Origin of the sequence: Brevibacillus brevis (genome assembly GCF_001039275.2) — a bacterium.
In the GTDB taxonomy this organism is placed as follows: domain Bacteria; phylum Bacillota; class Bacilli; order Brevibacillales; family Brevibacillaceae; genus Brevibacillus; species Brevibacillus brevis_C.
In genome coordinates this window covers 2,423,373-2,444,914 of record NZ_CP030117.1, presented here as the reverse complement: position 1 = coordinate 2,444,914, position 21,542 = coordinate 2,423,373, and the positions used below count along the sequence as shown (strand labels likewise).

Here is a 21,542-nt window from a genome sequence, read left to right as displayed (position 1 = left end):
GCTTGTATCTCCTACCTATTACGCCTGCTTGGTTTCACGCGATTGCAAGAAGCTCGACAACACACCGTTAATGTATCGGTGGGACTGCTCGTCGCTAAAGAGCTTAGCAATCTCAATCGCTTCGTTCATTACGACTTTGTCAGGAGTGTCTTGCTCGAACATGATCTCGTAAAATGCCAGACGAAGAATAGCGCGATCTACATTGGCGATGCGTTCCAATTGCCATCCACGCAAAAACTTCTTAATTTCCGCATCAATCTCAGTCAAGTTTTTCAATACACCATCGAGGAGATAACGCAAATACTGTGCATTTTCCTCGGATTCCTCCATGACGAGGGCAACCGCATCCGTTAGCGGAACCTCTGCCATATCAATTTGGAAAAGACATTGGACTACTTTTTCTCGTGCTGTTCTTCGTTTCATTCCATTCACCTACTAATTAAAATGAGCTTTTGCCCCAAAACATTTGTTACCGAAACTTGCCTGGCAAGATCTTATCGAGTATCTCACGCAGGTCTTCTTTATGGTCGAGCTTTCTACCGATATAATATCCAGTCCCGACAAACACAACAAAAACCAGTGTATCCCAAAATCCGACGAGAAGGTAGATGATACCGAAAAAAAGTCCGGCCAAAATCCCCATTAGCTTCCCCTTGTGTTCCCACAATAACTCCCACACCATGGACTTCACCTTCTATTCCACCCGTTTACGAGCCGCGTAGTTTTCCTGCTGAGCTACTTCCGTCACGACAATCGCCACCTCGGAAATGACAACACCAGCAATTCCCTCGACTTGCTCCTTCACGTCAGCCTGTAGCTTCTGTGTCAGCTCAGGTAATGGCGTTTCTCCATCTACCGAAACACGCAGGGTGATAATATTGCCGCTCTCGAGTGCTTTGACTGTCGTTTTCATATCGCGCACTCCTTTCACTCGGCGGGCTGCACGCTCTGCAATGGTCTGGATCGTCTGAATCGTAATGTTGACCTCACCCAAATCACTGCGCTGACGGATTCCCCGTTCTACTTTAGGCTTGTTAGAGCGGAAAGAACTGAAAAAGAAGCGAAGGCTGACTACGAGGAAAATGATCGCGACAATGAGATAGGTGATGTTCGTACCCGTCAGCATCTGATCCACATATGGTCGGAAAAATTCTTGAGGGATCAATCCGCTGGTCGCTGCTATCGCGATGCAGGACAAAACAATGAGCGCAAAGCTATAAATCGTCAAGATAAAGCGGTCAAACAAGTTCACAAGCACCTCTCCTTTCAGCCATGTTTGAAAAAAGGAGACAAACACGGCACGCTCCGGAAAACTCCATGAATTTACGCTGAAAGCCTAAACAAAATCACGTTTTCAAATGAGGAAAATGCCCCCTGTTCGTAGGGGGCATCCATCCGCTGCTTGTTAGCGCACGCGCTGGTGTTCTTCAACCGGTACTGGTGCCGGTGCTTTTTCTTCAGCTTTCAACTCAACATCTACGATATGTACGTTTACTTCAACTACCGAAAGACCTGTCATGCTCTCAATCGTATTGCGTACACTATCTTGAATATTTCGAGCGACCTCCGGGATGCGATGTCCGTATTTGACAATAATCGAAACATCCACCGCTGCTTCGCGGGAGCCAACTTCTACACGCACACCACGTGCTATATTTTTACGGCCTAAACGTTCAGCTATTTCACCTACGAAACCGCCGCTCATTTGCGCCACACCTTCTACTTCGGACGCAGCCATGCCGGCGATCACTTCCAATACTTCGGGAGCGATCTGGACCTTACCAAGTTCTGTTCTATCTAAATCTGGAGTAAACTCTTCCATGCTTCGCACCTCCCTCTAATTTGTAATTCATTATACCAAGCACACTGTATTTTTACAAATCAGCCTACTTACTCTTCATCCAGGTTCAAGTCGTAGGTTTCCAAGAATTTCGTATCGAAATTACCGCTGACAAATACTTCGTGATCCAATACCTTCAAATGGAATGGAATCGTTGTCGTAATACCCTCGACGACAAATTCACTCAAGGCCCGCTTCATACGGTCAATCGCTTCGTTACGATCCTTGCCCCACACAATCAGCTTTGCGATCATAGAGTCGTAATATGGCGGAATGGAATATCCCGCATACGCTGCACTGTCTACGCGCACACCAAAGCCGCCTGGCGCCAAATATTCCGTGATACGACCTGGCGAAGGCATGAAGTTTTTCGCAGGATTCTCCGCATTAATGCGGCATTCAATAGCCCAGCCATCCATTTGGATATCCTCTTGCGTAAAGGACAATGGTTCGCCTGCCGCTACAGTCAGTTGCTCCTTGATCAGGTCAAAGCCAGTCACCAGCTCGGTTACAGGATGCTCTACCTGAATACGCGTATTCATTTCCATGAAGTAGAACTTTCCGTGTTTGTCCAGCAAAAACTCGACAGTGCCCGCACCGTGATAGGAAACGGCTTTTGCCGCCGCAACAGCAGCTTCACCCATTTGTCGGCGCAGTTCTTCACTCAATGCAGGAGATGGCGCTTCCTCGATCAGCTTTTGGTGTCGACGTTGGATGGAGCAATCGCGCTCACCCAGGTATACGGCATTGCCATGCTTGTCTGCCATGATTTGAATTTCCACATGGCGCGGGCCTTCTACGAACTTCTCCAAGTAAACCCCTGGATTGCCAAAAGCCGTTTTCGCCTCGTTTTGCGCCTGACGGATCGCTTTTTCCAAATCTTCGTCGTCAACGGCTACGCGCATTCCGCGTCCGCCGCCACCCGCTGTCGCTTTGACCATGACAGGATAGCCAATCTCGTTTGCGGTGACTACAGCGTCCGCCACATCTTCGATCAGTCCTTCCGTACCTGGTACAGTAGGTACACCTGCCGTTTTCATCGTATCCTTCGCTGTGGACTTGTCCCCCATCTTCACGATGGCTTCTGGGTCTGGACCAATAAAGGTAATGTTGCAGGCGGTACAAATCTCGGCAAAGTCGGCGTTTTCTGCCAAGAAGCCATATCCAGGATGGATAGCGTCTGCCCCGACCTTGGTCGCTACACTCATGATGTTTGCTATATTCAAATAGCTTTCCTTGGATGCCTTTGGACCAATACAGTAGGCTTCGTCGGCCAGCTTCACATGAAGCGCTTCACGATCCGCTTCGGAGTAGACGGCGACCGTACGAATGCCCAGCTCGCGGCATGCCCGGATAATACGCACGGCAATCTCCCCGCGATTGGCAATCAATACTTTTTGAAACATTCCGCTCTCCCCCACCTTATTCTGGCTTCACCAAAAACAATGCTTGGCCATACTCAACCAATTGACCGTCTTCTACGAGAACTTTCACGATCTCGCCGCTTACTTCTGCTTCGATTTCGTTAAAGAGCTTCATAGCTTCCACGATGCAAACAACTTTGCTCGCATTTACTTTGTCACCAGCTTGTACGTAAGGCGGCTTTCCTGGTTCTGGTGCGCTATAGAAAGTCCCTACCATTGGAGATACAATCTTGTGGAGATTTGCGTCATCCGAAGCTTGTACGGCTGCTGCTTTCGGAGCTTCTGCTACGACTGGCGCTGCCGCAACAACTGGCTGAGCCGGGATATGTGCTACTGGTGCTGCAACAGGAGCTTGAACCGCTGGTTGCGTGACGACAATCGTTTCTGTACCATTGGATTTTTTCAGAGACACCTTGGCACCTTCTGTTTCCAAGTTAAATTCTTGAATGGATGATTGATCAATTAACTTAATGATTTCGCGGATTTCATGCATTTTCATTACGAACAAGCACTCCTTCTTTTCTTTCAATAGAGGTTCGTGGAGTCCATTATGTATCCTTTTGGCAAACCATAAATCCATGGTAGCCTGTTGCCTATACCACGTCAAGAAAGGATTTCCCCGCTTCTTTTCCAACAGAAGCGAGAAAATCCTTACCATCATGCCCGTTTCTCCTATCCCTTATAACGAGAATGTACCGCAGCTTTTATTAGGATGACTTGTATTGTACGTTAATGTTAGTCGCCGGGATATTCAAGTGCTGCTTCACGTTTGCAATGATTTCCACGACCTCGTTTGCGCTCAATTTATCTTTTTGTACAATGACTGTCGCCTTTTCATTTTGGACAGTAACGACCGCATCCTGATAGCCACTCGCCTTGAGCATTTCTTCTGCAGTCATCGTAGCACTTTCCATGTTGGACAGTTCTTCAAACTTAGCCATCGCTTCTGCTACTGCCTGCGGAGAGGAATCCGTGCTGTTTACGATTGCGAGCTGTTCGTCTTTTTGTTGCTGCAGCATGGCTTCGCGTTTCATTTTGTAGCCTTGGAAGATTTCACTCGCCGTTTCTGCTACTGGAACGACCGTGTTTGTTGCCGCTGGCTTCGCTTCTGGTGCAGCAGGAGTTTTGGCTTCCTTCGTGCCCGTTTTCTCGTCTACCGGAGTTGCCTTTGGAGCTTGATCGACAGGAGTTGCTTGTGGGGCGTGATCTACTTGCTTGGATTCAACCACCACGCCGGAAATTTGCTCTTGTTTCTGGACGGCTTGCTCTTGTCCTGATGTTGGGACTTGTTCTTGCGGCCCCTTCACCAAGTAATAGCCGGAGAGCACAACCATGACAGCAAGCATTGTCAACAACCATACCGTTTGCTTTCGCAGAATCATTCGCCATTACCTCCTACCCTTTTTTGGGCAAAATGGATATTTTATAAGCGGGAACATCCAAAACCTTTTGAACGGCTTCAGTGATCCACGCTTTAACCTGGATGTTATCGGCCCCTTTAGCCACTACCAGGACCCCGCGGACTTTCGGCTTCAGCGTCTTCACAATAACGGGGGCATCTTGCTTGCCACCTTGCACGATGACGACCTGCTCATCTCGTGACTGGTCATTTTGATTGCGGGTTGCCTTTTCTTTGTCCATTTCCTGATTGGTTGAGGAACGAATGTTGCGGTTTTTTTCCACAACCAGCTCTGGTGTTGATTCCAGATTGACCATGACCTCTACTTCACCGACGCCCACAACAGAAGCGAGGATATCGCGAAGCTGCGTCTCGTAAATGTTTTCATATTCGGCAATGATATCAGTAGTCGGTGATCCTCCTAGCACCTGGGAAGTTGAATCGCCTCCAGGAGGACCTGGCGCCTCATTCCCTATATCTCCAAATCCGAGTGGCTGATCTTTTTCCACTCTGAGGAAATCCGTCAAAATCATGATGGCTACGCCTATTCCCAATATGACGATGAAATAATGCAGCGGCTTTAGTTTTTGGCTTTTGCCTTTGCTCCCCACTACGATTTTCTTTTCTTCCTGCATCTTCTCGCCTTGTTGCTTCATGAACAGATTTTTCAGCTTTTCCCACAATTGGTTCATTTGGTTCATTGTTTTCACCTCGCTTCACTGACTGTATCCGCTACTGTTTCTCTCTTTCTCTCGATTCGTCTTTGATGACGACCTGACTCTTCGGAAGCCCCCACTCTTTAGCGACATCGTTAGTGATTTGCGCGTAAAGTGGGTTGTCATGTTGAGCAGTTGCTGCAATATCTGATTTGGGATCAGGTTGTACTTCAATGGGGTCGCCAATCGTAATCTCAACAGGCTGGACAGGTTTAATCGGTTCAATCGTGCTCTGCCCTTTTTGCTCTTCCTTCTTCGCGTCACCGACTACCAACTCGATTCGCTCAAGGGTTGGCTGTTCCGGATTTTGCTGATTGACGGTAATCGTGACATCTTCGACTGTTACGCCGTACTGCTCTTTGACACTGGCTTTTACCGAGGACGCTACCTGTGACTGGACGTAAGCAGTCATTTGTTGGTTTTGTTGACCGAGCAGCTTGTCGGTGATGCGTTTCCACTCTGCCGAGGCAGGCTTGTTCAGCTCTTGTTGGTAGCGATCCAAACGAAAGGCCAAATCTTCCTGCGAGAGGCTGAACAGACTGAACACAGGGGAAATGATCGTCAGCAAGAGAATCAAGCCCATCACCATTTTTACGTAGCGTTGCAGTGTCGTATTGGGCAGGATCAGATCGAGGAAGGCAGCCAAAAGGACGAGCAGGATAATTTTTTTCAACCACAGTGTTAACCACGTCATCTCATCACCTACCGAACCATCATGGAGATGTTGCCCGCCGCAATAATGATCGTAATCGCCAGAAAGAACATCAAGCCAACCGTTGCCAAAGCAGCGAAGACAAACAAAAGGCTTTTCCCAATCGTACCTAACGCACTGATGATTGGGCTGTTTCCAAGCGGTTGGAGTACGGCAGATGACAGATTGTAGATCAGAGCCAGTACCAGTATCTTCAAAGCCGGAAACGCGCATAGCATGATCAGGATTAAAACTCCTGCCAAGCCCACGGCATTTTTGACCAGTAGCGAGGCATTGAGTACGGTATCTGCCGCATCGGAGAACACACGACCTACTATCGGGATGAAATTGCCCGTGATGTATTTCGCTGTTCGGAGCGTGACCCCGTCCGCAACGGCTGAAGTCGCTCCCTGTATGGAAATGATAGCGAGAAAGATCGTCAGAAATGAGCCAAGGACACCCATTGCAATATTGCGAAGCAAGGTCGCTAACTGTGTGACTTTGTACCTCTCTGAAAACAGGCTGACGATAGAGAGCATCGCAGAAAGAAACAGTAGCGGAAACACGACGTAAGAGATCATCATGCCACTGGTGTTGATCATGAAAATAATCAGCGGGTGAAACATCGTGGCGGATGCCAGATTGCCTACCGAAGCGAGCAGCGCGATGACGAGCGGGATCATGGCCAGCATGAAATCAGACATGTTCGCAATTGCATCTTTTGCATAGGTAATGGCGACATGAAAGCTGTTGATCGCAAGTACCATCAAGACGAGATAAGTAATCGAGTACGCCACTGTCGATACCGCATTGCGTTCAAAGGCGTTCTGCATCGTTTCGAGAATCATCGCGAAGACTGTAATGATAATGATGGAGCTGAGCAGCTTGCCATTCATCAAAATCTCATGAAAGATGAATTTGCCCATACCTTGCAGGACGCCTGAAATACTGAAGTCACCTTGCTGCATGAGGATTTGGATAAAGCCTTCCGATTTCAAGTCGGGCAAGTACCCTTTATAATCGCGCTGCAATTGATGCCAATACTGTTCGACTCGGTCTAGCTGCAAGTGATCGACCTGTTGCTGCACGATTTGATTGATCGGACCGGCTGCGGGTGCAACAGAGGGTGTCATAGCAGCAGACACGGCAACTGGAAACAAGGCAAGAAGCAGGAACAAGAACAGGATCAGCTTGCAAGTGTGTGCCATGGACATCCCACCTCCCTTATGCCGGCAACAAATCGATCACTGTTTCGATAATGATTTGGATGATCGGTACAGCCATAACCAGTATGAGGACTTTTCCAGCGAGCTCGATTTTCGAAGCAATCGCACCTTGTCCAGCATCTCGGGTCATCTGTGCACCGAATTCAGCAATGTAGGCAATTCCGATGATTTTTAGAATCGTTTCCAGAAACACAAGATTCAAATCTGCTTGAACCGCCAATCTTTCCAAAATCCGAATGACATCTGCTATTTTTCCGACGAGAAAGTAAAAGATGATGACTCCGCTCGCGATCGCCAGCAAAAAGGCGAACATCGGCTTCTGTTCCTTAATGACTAGCGCGAGAATTGTAGCCACCAGTCCTAGTCCGACAATTTGTACAATCTCCATCTGGAGCCCCTCCTCAGTTGAACAGGAAGACGCGTTTTACCTCGGAGAACAGATCACCGATGTAATGGGACACCATGTACAGGACAATGATGAATCCGACCAGAGTTGCCCAATGCGCAATATCTTCCTTGCCCGCCTGCTTCAGGACTGTATGCAGGATGGCTGTTATGAACCCAACTGCTCCTATCTGGAAAACAGGTGTCAAATCAAAATCCACTGTGAACACCTCGCCTTTAGAACATCAGGATGACGACCAAGAGTCCACCTAAAAAGCCCAAACTCTTGTACATTTTTTCGTACTTTTCCTGTTCTGCACGAGCCTCCTCTTCCAGCCCTCGCAGGTGGGTTACAGCTAGGCGCAAATGCTTTTGCTGGTCTTCCCGATCGGATGATCCAAGTACCTGACCTAGACTCTCAAGCACCTCTCGCTCTTGTTTGCGCAAGGCGGTTTGGGTCCAGAGTCTATTCATGGCTTGTTGCAAGGCTTCCTCAGCCGAGTGCACCTTTTCTGTCTGCAAGAATTCAGCCGCCAGAATAAATACTTTCCCTACCTCTTCGGACACGCGATGACCCACCTTCACAAACGCCCGCTGTAATGGGGTCATCCCGAACACGATTTCCGTTTCGAGCATTTGCAGAGCTACGAGCAGAGCCCGGAGCTGAACAGGACGATTCGCATAATACTTACCGATCTGCCAACCAACCATCGACGCCGAAAACAGGATGAGTACGGCTCCCATCAGCTTGACCATGCAGCCTTCTCCCTTTCAACCAGGTTCATGCTTTGATCGTAGATGGCCTGGATACTTCCGACACCTTGTGCCCGGCTGAGTACGATATAGCGGGAAAAAGCTCCATATCGAATCAGCTTGCCTAGCATGGGGCGTTCAGCTACCTCCTTGACGCTCGCTCCATGCGCCGAGCAAATGACGGCTACACCTGCATGAATCGCTTCCCAGACTGCGTCGCCATCCTCCGCTCTTCCCACCTCGTCCACAATCAGCACATCAGGAGACATGGAGCGAATCAACATCATCATCCCTACTGCTTTTGGGCAAGCGTCCAGCACATCCGTTCGCGGACCGACGTCTCGTTGAGGAACTCCTTGCAAGCATCCCGCCAACTCAGAACGCTCGTCCACAATTCCTACCTTGCGACTTGAAGACCACTCGCTTCCGTAGCTGATGGTTCGCGCCATATCACGCAACAAGGTTGTCTTCCCGCACTGGGGTGGGGAGATGAGCAGTGTGTTTTGCAATTTTCCATCCTCAAACAAATACGGCATGACCTTCCTGGCCGCGCCTTTTTTCTCGCGGGCAATCCGGATGTTGAAGCTGGTCACATCTCTGATTCCCTTCACTTCACCTTTGTCCAGCACCACTTTCCCCGCAATGCCAATACGATGACCGCCAACCACCGTGATGTAACCCCTTTTCAACTCTTCTTCCAAGGCATAGAGAGAATGCTGGCTGACCTGGTTTAAGAGCTTTGCAGCCTCTTCTGCTGAAAATTGCCAACCTTGCGCGGAGATCGAGGTGATTTGCCCCGACCGTGTCACATAGCTAGATTGTTGGCCAAACCGGACTTCTAGCGGCTGGTTTTGCCGAAGCCGAATCTCTTCCAGATTCTCTCTTACCGCGATAGGAAGGGCCGTCAAAATCGTGCGTAAAGTTACTGGCAATATCGTCAAGATCTCATTCATCAGGTACCCTCCTTTTGCAGCGCATTCTGCCTCTGTCCACTTTGACTTACCTCCATCCTATGCAGAGGTGGACGAGATTTATGCAAAAAAAATAGCTTGCTCTCGTGCTAGACGCGAGTGCAAGCTTTTCCTATTGGGATCAGCAATTATCCGTTTTCTTGTTATCCACCGGCTCTATTATATAGTGTCTGAAACCTTCCTCATCTTTGCCCTCGTGCAGATAGATTTCTTTCTGGCAGCTAGGGCATGCGAACTCATAGGTTGTATCGAGATGGGGATCTACTTGTCCTTCAAACAGTTGGGCATCTTCATCATCATCCAAATCGTAGAAAGCCGCGTACTCGTCGTCATCATCCTCACAATCGACAACGGTTTCGTACAAGTCATCATCATCTTCAAAAAGGTAGAGCTCAATGTCCTCTAAATCTTCATCCAAGGCCTCCACATAATCCTCTGTCTCTTCCACTCGCGCGTGAAGCTCTCGTAGCTGACCCTGCACCTCATTTAGAATCTCAATCATCTCTACCATAATTTTTCCTTCGGGGCTCTTCTCCCCCACTTCCAACCCATCTGCTAGCCCTTGCAAGTATGCGATTCGATTCGCCAATGATTCTGGCATCCACATTCCCTCCCATCCAATCTCTCCACATATCGTTCCCCATCGTGCTTGCATTTACCAATGGAAGGAAATGGTTAACTACTTGCGGACGCCAATCAAGATGCAGGAGATCCCCACCAGAATCCAGGCAATTTTGGCAAAGCTAACCCGATCCGACATGCCCAATAAACCGATTGTCGTAGTGGTGATCAAAATGATTGGCCCGACAATCGCAAGACCCGAATTAATGAGCAGTGCTTTTTCGACCTGGTTCACTTTCAAAATGAGCAAAGCTGCAATGATCTCGATACTGCCTGAGAAGACCCTAAGCGCCGCCATACCCATAATTGCTTTTTCCAACATACCGTCTCGTCCTCCCCTCCTTTCACTCTATGCCTGTACCACATCATTTCAGCACTTTTTGCATAACCTCTATAGGCTTTTGCCCTCACTCCTCTCCTCCACTGGGCATACACTGAACCATACGCCTAGAAGAAATGAGGAACTTGCCGATGGTAGAGTGTGATCAATCGTTTTTGCCTGACAGCTGGGCAAACCCGTCCGGGCAAATCCGAGAGAAGCCCCGGGCGAAGGGCTTAACCATGGTCATTGACAAAGGCCTTGGACTTACCGCTTATTCCGACTTGTTAGCGCTGGCTGCTCCCTATATCGATCTATACAAACTCGGTTTTGGCACCATCGCTCTGTATCCCCTCGAATTACTCAACCAAAAATTGACCCTAGCAAAACAAAATGGCGTACAAATCATGCCAGGAGGAACTTTTTTTGAAATTGCCATCCGTCATAATACGATTGCCGATTATATGAAGCTGATTCGCTCCCTCGGTTTTACGGCGGTCGAAATATCCGATGGAACGTTCCCTTTATCCTTCGCACAACGTCAGGAAGCCATCAATTACGCGTTAGACAATGATCTGGTGGTCTACACGGAAGTCGGGAAAAAAGCTGCCGATTATCGCACTTGTCGAGAAGAATTACTGGAGACGCTTAGCTTCGACCTGCACAATGGTGCCAGTCACGTTATTGTGGAAGCGAGAGAGAGTGGGACCGTCGGCGTTTGTGACGGGGACGGCAATATTGACGATTCCTTCGTCTTAGACATTGTCGCGGCGGCCAAAGAAAAAGCCTCCCGCTTGATCTGGGAAGCCCCACAAAAAGATCAACAGGTCTGCTTCATCAAAGCCATTGGCAGCGACGTTAATCTCGGAAATATTGCCTATACGGATGTATTCTCTGTGGAGACGCTACGACGAGGATTGCGCGGCGATACAGCCCTACTCATGGACAGAGGGAGGTTTTATCCGTGCGAATAGAAGTGGTGCCGACCGTGGAAGAAATTCGTTTTGAACAGATCAGCAATCATGTTGTCGTTGTCATCGATGTGCTTCGTGCCTCCAGTACGATTGTCACCGCATTAGGCAATGGATTTCGTAGCGTCATCCCGGTCGAAACAATTGGGCAAGCGAACTCCCTCCGCACGGGCGACTGTGTTTTGGCTGGTGAACGTCACTGTAAGAAAATCCCGGAATTCGACTGCAACAACTCACCAACCGAAATTGCAGCTCTGGGGAAAACGGGAAGCCAGCTTATTCTCACCACGACGAACGGGACACGCGCGATCCAAAAAGCAGAACGTGCCTCTGCTCTCTTGATTGGCTGCTTCTTGAATGCCACTGCATGCATGCGGCACGCTCTTTCGTATCATCTCGATATTACACTGTACTGTGCAGGTACCCGGTCGGAATTCGCTCTGGAAGACGGTCTGGCTGCTGGCTTGATGATTGCCCAGGCACAACAATCGTTACCGAGCATCCAAATTTGTGATTTGGGTGAAGTCCTAAAAGCGAGCTACCTTTACTACGCAGGAAAACTGAGCGAGCTATTACCCCACACAACAACAGGAAAAAGGCTCGTCCAGCATCATCTGGCAAGCGATATACGGTACTGTGCTCAAGTCGATCAGTATCAAATCGTTCCCTATATCAAGGAGAAACGCATACTCCCACACCTTGTCTCATAATGTGAAAGGAGAACAGGGACAGGGGTTATGATGCCAATGATGTCTGGAGAAGTGATGCTCGTCATCCTGATCGTTATCGGTCTTATTGGGCGTTCACCGATTATTGCCACTGCCGCGAGTATATTGTTGGTGTTGAAGCTAACGGCACTGGAACGTTTTTTCCCGACGGTGGAACGTCGTGGGCTGGAGCTAGGCCTGCTTTTCTTGACGATTTCCGTACTGGTTCCATTCGCCAGCGAAAAAATATCGTGGAAGGACGTCACCCCACTATTCACGACGGTAGTCGGACTGACAGCACTAGCTGGTGGAGCGATTGCCACCTGGATGAATGGGAAAGGACTTGACCTCTTGAGGTCTGAACCGCAAATGGTTGTCGGTCTGGTGATTGGGTCGATCATCGGTATTGTGTTTTTCCGAGGCATTCCCGTCGGACCTTTGATGGCTGCCGGGATTACAGCGTTTGTGTTGAAGCTGTGGGAGTGGTTTGGAAGCAGATAACATGTGAAATCCCCCTCTTTTTGGCATAGGAGGGGGATTTGTTTTCGTTTTGATTTAGCGTTTGCCAGTCGTTTGGAATGGGACTTCCCAATTCATTCCCTGATACTGACGCAATTGCATCAAATGCTCCAGATTCAGAGTTTTCGGCAGCTTTTCTATGTCACGGATAAAGAACGTACCGCTGACATGTACACGCCCGTCCTTGTCTCTCTTGAATGATTGTCTGACGAGCAATTTGTAAGCTTGCTTGGCATCACCTTGCGCTTTCCATTCAATTGCCCTGATGACGCCCTCTGGAAGAACAGCCGTGTACGGGATAATCGCACCTTTCCCCTTGTACGTATGTTCCCCTATTTTTTCCTCGCCCTCCGTCGTTTTCAACGTAACGCCTGAAAAGGTGTACGTGCTGTCATGACTCGTTACGGTTACCTTTTCCTTGCCCAGCTTCTCAACAGGTATGCTTGCTTGAAACTTCGCCGGCTCAAACAGGTACAGGGAGTGCAGCCTGAAAGTATACGTTTGGTCGTCAGCCAAAGGCGCGATGCCATTCAACTTCGTATATCGTTTCCCCTCGTCATGCAGCTGTCCTCGGTAACCGGGAGATACCGTGTTTTTGCGAATTTGATTGATTTCATCCCCGGCAAGGGCATCATCCCATCCCGCTACCACTTTTCCTTTTTCATCCAAGATCTCATAGGCCAATCCGATGTCTACGAAATATCTCTCCACGCGCTCTGCATCCGTGAACCCATCTGGTGCGTTTTCCTTTACGACCCAACCATTTTCTTCTTTTATTTTTTGAACCTGCTTCGCTCGCTCTTCCGTCCACGTTGTCTCCAATTCAATCAAACTAACACTAGGCACAGTCTTAATGTTTTGCAACGCTACCTTAATTCCATGCGGGGTCATGAAATCTTTCCCGATCGTAGTTTCATTTGCTGCCGCTCTCGCCTTTTTCAAATCCACTGGAAACTCCATCTTCCAGTTGCCTTCTTTTCCATCCAGCATCGTTGCGTCGACGCCAACAACCATTTCATCCAGTTGCGTCTTACTTTCTTTTAGGAATTGGAAGATATCATGACTAATGACAAGATATTCGCCTTCCTCCCCGATGCTATAGCCCCCTCCATCTGGATTGAGCTCTTCACCTGACTTCGTTTTATACGTGAGGTTCACATCGATTTTACCCGGTTCAAACGGGATCCGCTTGCCATTTTGATCGACGACTTGAGCGAAGATAGCCATTCGCACCGGATCAGCAACTACTTCTTTCACATTCAATGTAATTCCTTGATCCGTCACCTTTTTATTGATTTCTTGGACATAACCCTTCTCTGCTGCCTGCTTCATTCCTTGGTCGATGCCTTGTATGGATTGTATGACACTGTTTACGTAGCTCGCAAAAGTCGGAGACACCATGGACCCAAACGTAATGATTGCCGTGACACTCGCTACTGCTAACGCTGTTTTCTTCAAAATGTTTACACTCCTTTTTTTCCAGTTTGGCTTTGGTTTTGGCAATTTCACTTGCTCTAACGCTGTCATCACCTTTGAAGTAAAATCTGCGGGCAACGCACTTGGAACGTGCAGGCTCGGGAACTCCTCGCTGCTATCCTCTTCCTCCATCAATCGATTCTGACAGAGCAGGCACTCTTCGACATGTCGTTCCAGCAGTCTAGATTCACCTGCAGATAGCTCATCAGTCAAATACTTGCGCAACTCTTCAGTTTTGGAGCAATTCATAGATAGCAGCACCTCCTGACATTTCTTGCGCGATACTAGCCCGGAGCTTTTTCTTGGCGTGATGGATACGCATTTGTACAGTTGTAACCGGAACATGCAAAATTTCGCTAATCTCTTTGTAGCTCATCTGTTCCAAGTATTTCAGCAAAAACACAACCCGGTATTCTTCACCCAACGCCATGATTTGCTGCTGCAAGGTATCTTGCTTTTCTTTTTCCAAATATGCTTTTTCGGGTGTATCGGATTCAATCAGTCTTGTCTCTTCCAAAGATGTTTTGGCGTAATGCTTGTTCTTGCGCCACGCGTCTATACACAGGTTGGACGCAATCCGATACAGCCAGGCCAAAAAAGCATCTGTCGGCTTATATTTATCCAGTTGACAGTACGCTTTGATGAAAGCCTCTTGTGTCAGGTCTTGGGCATCCTGCTGCTGCCCCGTCATTCGATAAAGATAGCTGTATAATCGTTCTTTGTACTTGTCGACCAGGTACGCGTAGGCATCCCGATTCCCTTTTTGTACCTGTTGTATGAGCAACCAATCATCCTGCAAAGGAAGTCCTCCCATTTCAAAAAAGTTCGCTGCGCAGCGTTCGTTTTGGCAGGCTCGTATGGATTAACGGATCAACTTGTATTTTCTTTCCAAAAATGATTACTTTTTTTTAAAAAAGTTTGAGCCAACATGGTGGAGGAGAAGAAAAAGCACAGTTCTCTTCGACTCTGACACGCCAGCATGGGGGGTCACTGGCCGTCTACACTTAAAAAAGGGGACCGTCGAGCCAAAGCCACCCTACGGGCGGAAGAATCTCAAAGAAGAAGTGTTCGACAAGCGTAGTCCCCTTTTTTAAGTTCCGACTGGGTAGGCGTTGTCAAGGTCTACGAGCTCTGTGCTTTTTCTTCTCGCCAGCTTTTTTGGTCGATTGATACCATCCAAAAAGAAAACCGCCCTTGATAAAGGCGGTCGAGTTCCATCCATTACTTCCAAGAATGGTAGATATTTCCCGCATACTTGGTAATGGCTTCATCGTAAGCTGGGTACGGATATCCGAGACTTTCTGCCACCGCTTTTGAGTACTTTCGAAAGAGCTCATAGCAAGTGAATAACGATTCCCACATGTCTGCGTAGCTATTTTCGCGATAACTGGATAGTAAGGAATCCCAATCTTCTTTTGGAAGATGGTGATCGATAAATTTATAATTTTTCCCGACACTAAACGTAAACCCTTTCTCACATCCGATTTGCCAAGCCATCATGCGGAGCAAATTCGGTCGGGCAATTTCGTTGAGATGGTCGATCGCAAACAGGATTTCTTTTCTCGCCAGACCTTTGACAACGTACGTAGAGACCATCCAAAATTCATTACAGCAGTCATCAAACTCTCTAGCAGTTGGCTTCCGGGTCCAATATTGATGATCGGAAGGGAGCACCTCGTGTTTGATACGCTCGTCCTTATCCAGCAAAACCTCTACCAGGCCGTCGCTATCTGCAAAATACGGCTCTGTCTCATCTAACGGAATCAGCGTCAGATCTACTTTATTTCCATCCTCAAATAGCATGAGATAGGAAAACCAATTCCCTAACTCGGACGGAAAAAGCTCCATATCCTCCGGTTTTTGCATCATGATTCGATTCCCAAAAACATCGAGCCATTGATCATTTTCCTTGAAAGAATCCATCTCAGTCACAAAATACGAAATATCATAATCTTGGAATGGATCAGCGGGTATATTTTTGTTCGTACGTGACCCTTCCAAAGTTACCAAGCGGATTCGATCATCCTTCCTGGCGAAATCGATCAGCATGCTCATCATTTCTTGTTCCGTTCTCAAAGCCATCCCCCTCCACCCTACTATTTCTCCGTATCACTTAATGTAGTGCAATTACATAATTTTTACAATATGGTATCAATAAGAGAAGCACATAAAAAAAGCTGCACCCATTTGGGCACAGCTTTTTCTAGCAATCCGTACTTTTACGCGCGGGAAACGTATGCTTCCGTACGAGTATCGATGATCAGACGCTCTCCTTCTTCTACGAAGAGAGGAACGTTTACTACGAAACCAGTTTCCAAGGTTGCTTTCTTTGTTACGTTAGAAGCAGTGTCACCTTTTACACCTGGCTCACATTCTGTTACAACGAGTTCAACCGTATTCGGCAATTGAATACCGATTGTTTCTCCGTTGTACTGCATGATTTGCACGTTCATGTTTTCCTTGAGGAAACGCAGTTCACGCTCGATTTGATTGTGAGTGAACGTCATTTGCTCGTATGTTTCCGTATTCATGAAAGTGTACTCGTCTCCGCTCGCATACAGGTATTGCATGGTGCTGGATTCGATGCGGGCAGGGTTAACTTTTTCACCGCCACGGAAAGTCATTTCCGTCGTGTTGCCATTGCGCAGGTTGCGCAGTTTGGAGCGAACGAAAGCCGCACCTTTACCTGGTTTTACGTGTTGGAATTCTAGCACGGTATAAATATTGCCATCCACTTCGATTGTCAAACCGGTACGAAAATCGTTTACAGAGATCATGGTAGTCCTCCCAAATCAATCAATAACAGAATAAGTATAAATTACACAGGCAAAATGAGCAACTCTTTCGTGGACTTGTTCAGGTTCTCATGACCATTGGCTGTAATCCACACATCGTCTTCGATCCGAACGCCACCAAGTCCGGTTACGTAAATACCTGGCTCCATCGTTACGAGCATACCTGGCTCCAATACGAAGGTACTTACAGTCGACAGCCCTGGCAGCTCGTGAACTTCCAGTCCGAGACCGTGACCTGCGCTATGTCCATAGGCATCGCCATAGCCTGCTGCTGTGATGATATCTCTCGTTGCTGCGTCAGCGTCTTTTGCAGATACACCTGGCTTCAGTGCTTCTAAACCCGCGAGTTGGGCACGCAAAACGATTTCGTAGATTTCACGCATTTTCGGGTCTGGCTCTCCCACGGACAACGTGCGTGTGATATCGGAATTGTAGCCTTGATAAGCAGCACCAAAGTCGAGCGTAACCATTTCCCCTGCCTGAATCACTTTCTCGGAAGCTCGTCCATGTGGCAGAGCACCGCGCACACCTGACGCTACGATCATATCAAAGGCAGAGCCTGTCGCTCCTTGTTTGCGCATGAAGTATTCCAATTCCAAAGCAACATCGGATTCACGCACACCTGGCTTGATGTAGCCTTGAATATGCGTAAATGCCGCTTCCGCGATACGAACCGCTTCACGAATAATAACCATCTCGGATTCGTCTTTAAACATGCGGATTTTTTCAAGCAGACCACTTGTTGGCACCAGTTCTACTCCGTCAAATCCTTTGTTCCATTCCTGATAGGTGCTAAAGGACACGCTGCTCTCGAATGCCAAACGCTTAATCCCTTTTTCTTGCAGGAGCTTTGCCATCGCTTCAACAGCTTTTCTCTCGTTATTTACCACCGTAAAATCAGGTGCTTGTTCTTGCGCTTGTTCCACATAGCGGAAGTCTGTGACGAGAAACGCCTCTGTTTCGGTGACAATCACCCATCCCGTTGATCCGGTGAAACCACTCAAGTAGAAGCGATTCTCTGTTTTTTCGGTAATAAACGCCTCTGCTCCAACTTTTGTAAGTGCCTCACGCAATTTATGCAGACGTTGTTTCATGGCAGCTTTTTCCCCTTTTTGAATGCTATTATTTTTTTTCGATTTTACGGACAAGCGCTCTTAGTGCCCATTCATATCCATCGATCCCCAATCCGACAACTTGTCCAATCGCGATAGGAGCGATGACGGAGTGATGGCGAAATGGTTCCCGTTCATGAATATTGGAAATATGTACTTCAATCGTTGGCAGAGCCACACTGGCCAATGCGTCTCGGATCGCATAGCTGTAATGTGTGAATGCCCCTGGATTGATCAAGATGCCGTCATGGACACCTCTCGCCTGATGAATCGCGTCGATGAGGACACCTTCATGATTCGATTGGAGATGCTCAAGCTTTCCGCCCAACTCATCCATGACACCCGTCAGGATTGTCACCACATCCTCCAGCGTTTCCCTTCCGTAAACATCCGGCTCTCTTGTCCCCAATAAATTCAGATTGGGCCCATTCAGTAACAAGACGGAAGTCATCGACCATTCCTCCCCCATATTTTACAGTCTTCGAAAAAAGTTTTTTTACTAATGAAACATTTTACCACAAGCCGTCCTGGTTCCATAGTGGGCATTCATCTATACAACATTTCGAATATTGTTACATCCATTTTGACAAGGAATGGAGAAATCCTCCTACCTTGTGGACTCATTCCATGTATGATTCTCGTCTGATTGCTCGAGTATGATGGTCATCCCAATGAACAAGCCAAACGTCAAATACCAAGCGGCTTCCGCACTTAAAGTGGCCACCTCCCAATTTTTAATATGGAAGAAGAAACCCGCTATCACAAACATGACTGCCCCGTAGACGAGTCCCAACCACCACGCACGGATCCGGCTAAAAAGCAAGCTGAACACAAATGAAGCAACGGCTGTTTCCACGAACAACACGATACCGCCAAAGCACACGCTCGCAAACGTATTTTCGTCCTCGATGCGGATAAAGGGACGTGCAAAGGCTCCAACTCCATATGGAGTCATGTTCAAAAAGTGAGCCATCAAACGAACAAACCCCCAAATAATCGTTCCCCAGAAGGCGACCTCCAAAATCTTCGAAGTGGAGATTCTTTTACTCCCTTGCCTGCCTTCTTCTGTATGGGATACGCGCGCTTGCTTGTGCTTCCGCCCTGTTTTGCTTATTTCCATTTCTATCACCTCTGTTCTCTAGTATGCTCTTCCTCTAAGCTTTTCACTTTCGCTTTACATTTGTTGGAAAAATGCGAACTCCTTGTAGCTTCAAGTCGCCATTTCCGTTAATATAGTGGTAAGGATGGTGATAGTATTGGCGCAACAAAACGTACCTAGCTACGGCGGTCAGGCCGTCATCGAAGGTGTTATGTTCGGTGGCAAAACCATGACTGTTACGGCTGTTCGCAAAAAAAATCATGAAATTGAGTATTTTGAATCCCCAAGATCGGAATATAAATGGATTACTACGCTGAAAAAAATTCCGTTTTTGCGTGGGATTGTTGGTTTGGTCGAAGCCAGCGCCAATGGGGCCAAACATCTCAACTTCGCCTCTGAACAATACAGTATAGAGTCTGGAGAAGAGGTTTCTGAAAGTCCATCGAAGCTCACCATGATTTTAGGTGTTGCTGTTGTCGGGGTACTTTCCTTCCTGTTCGGGAAATTCGTATTTACACTCGTTCCCGTTTTCCTGGCAGACTTTTTACTCGGAAAATGGGTACCGGATGGCGTTCCACAAACGTTGGCTGAAGGCGGATTTAAAATCTTGCTCCTTCTCGGCTACATTACAGCGATTGCACAAGCACCGTTGATTAAAAGGCTCTTTCAATACCACGGAGCCGAGCATAAAGTGATTAACGCATTCGAATCCGGGGTAGAATTAACAGTAGCGAATGTACAAAAATTTTCCGCTCTGCATTATCGTTGTGGGAGCAGTTTTCTCATTTTCTCAGTGTTTGTCGGTGTCGTGATTTACTCACTGTTCAGTTATGACTCCCTGACGGAGAGGGTCGTACAGCGCATTGTTCTTTTGCCACTGGTAATCGGCGTCTCTTATGAGGTTTTGCAGTGGACAAACAAGCTCCGTGATGTACCAGTCCTACGTTACCTTGGTTATCCAGGATTGTGGTTGCAAAAGATCACGACTCGTGAACCAGATGACAGCCAAGTCGAGGTAGCCATCGCTTCCTTCCAAAAGATGCGGGAGCTTGATCAGAAGCACGTGCAGGAAAGAATGGTTACGACCGGATAACGTGAGGCATTTTTATTCCCATAGAGGTGAAGCCCTATGTTACGCCGTATTCCACCAGTGATTATGATAGTGATCGTATTGGCGATTTACGGATTTTTGATAACACTCATCCAAGATCCTGTCAGTACGATTATCATCTTGGGATTATCCGTTGTACTTTTCTTGGTCGTGCGCAACTATTTACAAACTGGCTCCTTCTTTTCACTAGGCGCTGGGGCGGGCAAACCTAGACAACCAAAGGTCAAGGTGAAGCCAAAGTCCTCCATTGCTCGGCAAGCAGTGAAAAAGCAGTCGACTACCCCGCGAAAGGATCATCCGTTTCGTGTGATCGAAGGCAGCAAAGGGAAGCCAAAAGAGAAACAAGACGAAAAATCGCAAAATAATATCTCTCACTAAAAACAAAAACAGGTTGCCTGAAATGGCGACCTGTTTTTTTATTAGACCAGCATTTTCGGAGAGCTATTGCGAAACACCTTGACGTAATCTTCAAAATCCCATTGTGCCAAAAATTTGTGAGCGGCTGCCTCCCCTGACTCAAACAATTGTTGCCGCATTTCTTTTGACAGTTGAAACTGAGTAGTCCTCACCCCTAATGTATGAATGAAAATCGTCCGAACGGCTTTTGCCTTTTCCACAAACAGACGGTCATGGGCATCAAGCATGGTCGCCAGCAATCCCCGAGAGAAGGAAAAAAGACCCTTGATGCTAGTCGCTTCTCTCTTGTCCTGATCATCACTCAGGCGAAAACCAATCGTCGGCCACCGGGGAGTCCCCGGTACATCAAATAACCACACGGGGTAATTGCTCAATAAAGCACCATCGACGATGTAGTGCACATGTCCAGCACTTGTCAGCTTTGCAGGCTGAAAAAAGAATGGAATCGAGGAAGACATACGAACGGCCCGTGCCACAGGAAAATGATCGGGTTCCACACCATACCGGGTCAAATCGTCGGGTAAAATAAGCATTTTTCCGTCCGTGACATCAGATGCGACAACTTTCAGCTTACCAGGAGGAAGATCTCCGAATGTTCGTACTCCTTTTCGTAGTAACAACTCCTCTATGAACAACTCGATTCGATCTGCTCGATAAATCCCTTCCCGCACGACTAGTTCATAGATTGGTCCGATGAGAGGGAGCCTGCCCAGCCCTGAGCGTTTGAGAAAGTGAAGGTAATCCAGCTCTTCAAAGATCGGTTTCAATTCATGGCTGGAATAGCCTGCGCCGAGCAAAGCTGCAACAATAGAGCCTGCCGAGGTACCAGCGAGCCTTTCCCATGTGTATCCATTCTCCTCCATGACTCGCAAGGCACCGATAAAAGCGATTCCTTTTACGCCGCCACCTTCAAAGACCGCATCCGCTTTCACCTTGTTTCCCCTCCCTAAAATTCCTCCCCATTTCCATGTATAAGACGACAGCTTTTCCG

At 47.8% G+C, this 21,542-nt stretch carries 29 protein-coding genes; 5 read left to right on the top strand and 24 right to left on the bottom strand.

Annotated features, from left to right (window positions below; all coding sequences use genetic code 11):
• Nucleotides 1–18: 18 nt before the first annotated feature.
• The 16 genes from nusB to AB432_RS12320 form a co-directional block, all read right to left on the bottom strand.
• Complete coding sequence (gene nusB, locus AB432_RS12395) at nt 19–423, bottom strand: transcription antitermination factor NusB (protein WP_048032536.1); 405 nt, start codon at nt 421–423, stop codon at nt 19–21.
• A 46-nt stretch (nt 424–469) separates the two neighbouring features.
• Nucleotides 470–682, bottom strand: a complete 213-nt coding sequence (locus tag AB432_RS12390) for a DUF2273 domain-containing protein (protein WP_048032535.1) — start codon at nt 680–682, stop codon at nt 470–472.
• A 12-nt stretch (nt 683–694) separates the two neighbouring features.
• Nucleotides 695–1,252 carry an alkaline shock response membrane anchor protein AmaP gene (amaP, locus tag AB432_RS12385; RefSeq protein ID WP_048035786.1) on the bottom strand — a complete coding sequence of 186 codons (558 nt, stop codon included), beginning with the start codon at nt 1,250–1,252 and terminating at the stop codon, nt 695–697.
• 153 nt (nt 1,253–1,405) lie between these two features.
• The gene (locus tag AB432_RS12380) at nt 1,406–1,822 is read right to left on the bottom strand and encodes an Asp23/Gls24 family envelope stress response protein (RefSeq protein WP_007725712.1); all 417 of its coding nucleotides are present in this window, start codon (nt 1,820–1,822) and stop codon (nt 1,406–1,408) included.
• 68 nt (nt 1,823–1,890) lie between these two features.
• Nucleotides 1,891–3,246, bottom strand: a complete 1,356-nt coding sequence (accC, locus tag AB432_RS12375) for an acetyl-CoA carboxylase biotin carboxylase subunit (protein WP_048032534.1) — start codon at nt 3,244–3,246, stop codon at nt 1,891–1,893.
• 16 nt (nt 3,247–3,262) lie between these two features.
• Entirely contained in the window at nt 3,263–3,763 is a 501-nt protein-coding gene (gene accB / locus AB432_RS12370; RefSeq protein ID WP_048035785.1) for an acetyl-CoA carboxylase biotin carboxyl carrier protein, read from the bottom strand.
• A 208-nt stretch (nt 3,764–3,971) separates the two neighbouring features.
• On the bottom strand, nt 3,972–4,646 hold the full coding sequence (locus AB432_RS12365) for a SpoIIIAH-like family protein (protein WP_048032533.1): 675 nt from the start codon (nt 4,644–4,646) through the stop codon (nt 3,972–3,974).
• 13 nt (nt 4,647–4,659) lie between these two features.
• Nucleotides 4,660–5,355, bottom strand: coding sequence for a stage III sporulation protein AG (spoIIIAG, locus tag AB432_RS12360; RefSeq protein WP_053079659.1), 696 nt, complete (start codon nt 5,353–5,355; stop codon nt 4,660–4,662).
• A 40-nt stretch (nt 5,356–5,395) separates the two neighbouring features.
• On the bottom strand, nt 5,396–6,073 hold the full coding sequence (gene spoIIIAF / locus AB432_RS12355; RefSeq protein WP_048032532.1) for a stage III sporulation protein AF: 678 nt from the start codon (nt 6,071–6,073) through the stop codon (nt 5,396–5,398).
• 8 nt (nt 6,074–6,081) lie between these two features.
• Nucleotides 6,082–7,278, bottom strand: a complete 1,197-nt coding sequence (spoIIIAE, locus tag AB432_RS12350) for a stage III sporulation protein AE (RefSeq protein WP_048032531.1) — start codon at nt 7,276–7,278, stop codon at nt 6,082–6,084.
• Between the two features lie 16 nt (nt 7,279–7,294).
• Nucleotides 7,295–7,684, bottom strand: a complete 390-nt coding sequence (gene spoIIIAD, locus AB432_RS12345; protein ID WP_016739903.1) for a stage III sporulation protein AD — start codon at nt 7,682–7,684, stop codon at nt 7,295–7,297.
• Nucleotides 7,685–7,697: 13 nt separating this feature from the next.
• Nucleotides 7,698–7,901, bottom strand: a complete 204-nt coding sequence (gene spoIIIAC / locus AB432_RS12340; RefSeq protein ID WP_007725726.1) for a stage III sporulation protein AC — start codon at nt 7,899–7,901, stop codon at nt 7,698–7,700.
• A 16-nt stretch (nt 7,902–7,917) separates the two neighbouring features.
• Nucleotides 7,918–8,436, bottom strand: coding sequence for a stage III sporulation protein SpoIIIAB (gene spoIIIAB / locus AB432_RS12335; protein WP_048032530.1), 519 nt, complete (start codon nt 8,434–8,436; stop codon nt 7,918–7,920).
• Nucleotides 8,424–9,386, bottom strand: coding sequence for a stage III sporulation protein AA (gene spoIIIAA, locus AB432_RS12330; RefSeq protein WP_048032529.1), 963 nt, complete (start codon nt 9,384–9,386; stop codon nt 8,424–8,426). The genes spoIIIAB and spoIIIAA overlap by 13 nt, the downstream gene beginning before the upstream one ends.
• A 139-nt stretch (nt 9,387–9,525) precedes the next feature.
• On the bottom strand, nt 9,526–10,005 hold the full coding sequence (locus AB432_RS12325) for a CD1247 N-terminal domain-containing protein (RefSeq protein WP_048032528.1): 480 nt from the start codon (nt 10,003–10,005) through the stop codon (nt 9,526–9,528).
• A 78-nt stretch (nt 10,006–10,083) separates the two neighbouring features.
• The gene (locus AB432_RS12320) at nt 10,084–10,347 is read right to left on the bottom strand and encodes a YqhV family protein (RefSeq protein ID WP_007725730.1); all 264 of its coding nucleotides are present in this window, start codon (nt 10,345–10,347) and stop codon (nt 10,084–10,086) included.
• 149 nt (nt 10,348–10,496) lie between these two features.
• Here AB432_RS12320 and AB432_RS12315 point away from each other — a divergent pair, with 149 nt between their 5' ends.
• Genes AB432_RS12315 through AB432_RS12305 form a run of 3 tightly spaced genes read left to right on the top strand, consistent with a single transcriptional unit; the run spans nt 10,497 to nt 12,523 of the window.
• Nucleotides 10,497–11,318, top strand: coding sequence for a phosphosulfolactate synthase (locus AB432_RS12315; RefSeq protein ID WP_048032527.1), 822 nt, complete (start codon nt 10,497–10,499; stop codon nt 11,316–11,318).
• Nucleotides 11,309–12,025 (top strand): 2-phosphosulfolactate phosphatase, encoded by a 717-nt coding sequence (locus tag AB432_RS12310; RefSeq protein ID WP_048032526.1) that lies wholly within the window; start codon nt 11,309–11,311, stop codon nt 12,023–12,025. Before AB432_RS12315 ends, AB432_RS12310 begins: the two co-directional genes overlap by 10 nt.
• A 36-nt stretch (nt 12,026–12,061) precedes the next feature.
• Nucleotides 12,062–12,523 carry a DUF441 domain-containing protein gene (locus AB432_RS12305; protein WP_048035783.1) on the top strand — a complete coding sequence of 154 codons (462 nt, stop codon included), beginning with the start codon at nt 12,062–12,064 and terminating at the stop codon, nt 12,521–12,523.
• 54 nt (nt 12,524–12,577) lie between these two features.
• Here the strand turns inward: AB432_RS12305 and AB432_RS12300 are convergent, their stop codons facing one another.
• The 7 genes from AB432_RS12300 to AB432_RS12270 all read right to left on the bottom strand — a co-directional run bounded on the left by AB432_RS12300 (nt 12,578) and on the right by AB432_RS12270 (nt 19,044).
• On the bottom strand, nt 12,578–14,266 hold the full coding sequence (locus AB432_RS12300; protein ID WP_048032525.1) for a DUF4179 domain-containing protein: 1,689 nt from the start codon (nt 14,264–14,266) through the stop codon (nt 12,578–12,580).
• Nucleotides 14,247–14,816, bottom strand: a complete 570-nt coding sequence (locus AB432_RS12295) for an RNA polymerase sigma factor (RefSeq protein ID WP_048032524.1) — start codon at nt 14,814–14,816, stop codon at nt 14,247–14,249. Before AB432_RS12295 ends, AB432_RS12300 begins: the two co-directional genes overlap by 20 nt.
• Before the next feature lie 422 nt (nt 14,817–15,238).
• Complete coding sequence (ant(6), locus tag AB432_RS12290) at nt 15,239–16,093, bottom strand: aminoglycoside 6-adenylyltransferase (RefSeq protein ID WP_113732304.1); 855 nt, start codon at nt 16,091–16,093, stop codon at nt 15,239–15,241.
• Nucleotides 16,094–16,236: 143 nt separating this feature from the next.
• On the bottom strand, nt 16,237–16,794 hold the full coding sequence (gene efp / locus AB432_RS12285; RefSeq protein ID WP_048032522.1) for an elongation factor P: 558 nt from the start codon (nt 16,792–16,794) through the stop codon (nt 16,237–16,239).
• A 41-nt stretch (nt 16,795–16,835) separates the two neighbouring features.
• Entirely contained in the window at nt 16,836–17,906 is a 1,071-nt protein-coding gene (locus tag AB432_RS12280) for a M24 family metallopeptidase (protein ID WP_048035782.1), read from the bottom strand.
• 28 nt (nt 17,907–17,934) lie between these two features.
• On the bottom strand, nt 17,935–18,375 hold the full coding sequence (gene aroQ, locus AB432_RS12275) for a type II 3-dehydroquinate dehydratase (RefSeq protein WP_048032521.1): 441 nt from the start codon (nt 18,373–18,375) through the stop codon (nt 17,935–17,937).
• 156 nt (nt 18,376–18,531) lie between these two features.
• Nucleotides 18,532–19,044 carry a YqhR family membrane protein gene (locus AB432_RS12270; protein ID WP_048032520.1) on the bottom strand — a complete coding sequence of 171 codons (513 nt, stop codon included), beginning with the start codon at nt 19,042–19,044 and terminating at the stop codon, nt 18,532–18,534.
• 124 nt (nt 19,045–19,168) lie between these two features.
• Between AB432_RS12270 and AB432_RS12265 the strand changes: the two genes are divergently transcribed.
• Both AB432_RS12265 and AB432_RS12260 read left to right on the top strand, forming a co-directional pair.
• Nucleotides 19,169–20,116: a DUF1385 domain-containing protein gene (locus AB432_RS12265; RefSeq protein ID WP_048032519.1), complete on the top strand. Its 948-nt coding sequence runs from the start codon at nt 19,169–19,171 to the stop codon at nt 20,114–20,116.
• Nucleotides 20,117–20,152: 36 nt separating this feature from the next.
• A complete protein-coding gene (locus tag AB432_RS12260; RefSeq protein WP_048032518.1) occupies nt 20,153–20,512 on the top strand; it encodes a hypothetical protein in 360 nt (119 codons plus the stop codon).
• Between the two features lie 41 nt (nt 20,513–20,553).
• On the opposite strand, the gene AB432_RS12255 is transcribed toward AB432_RS12260, so the two are convergent.
• Nucleotides 20,554–21,483 (bottom strand): patatin-like phospholipase family protein, encoded by a 930-nt coding sequence (locus AB432_RS12255; protein ID WP_048032517.1) that lies wholly within the window; start codon nt 21,481–21,483, stop codon nt 20,554–20,556.
• Nucleotides 21,484–21,542 lie beyond the last annotated feature (59 nt).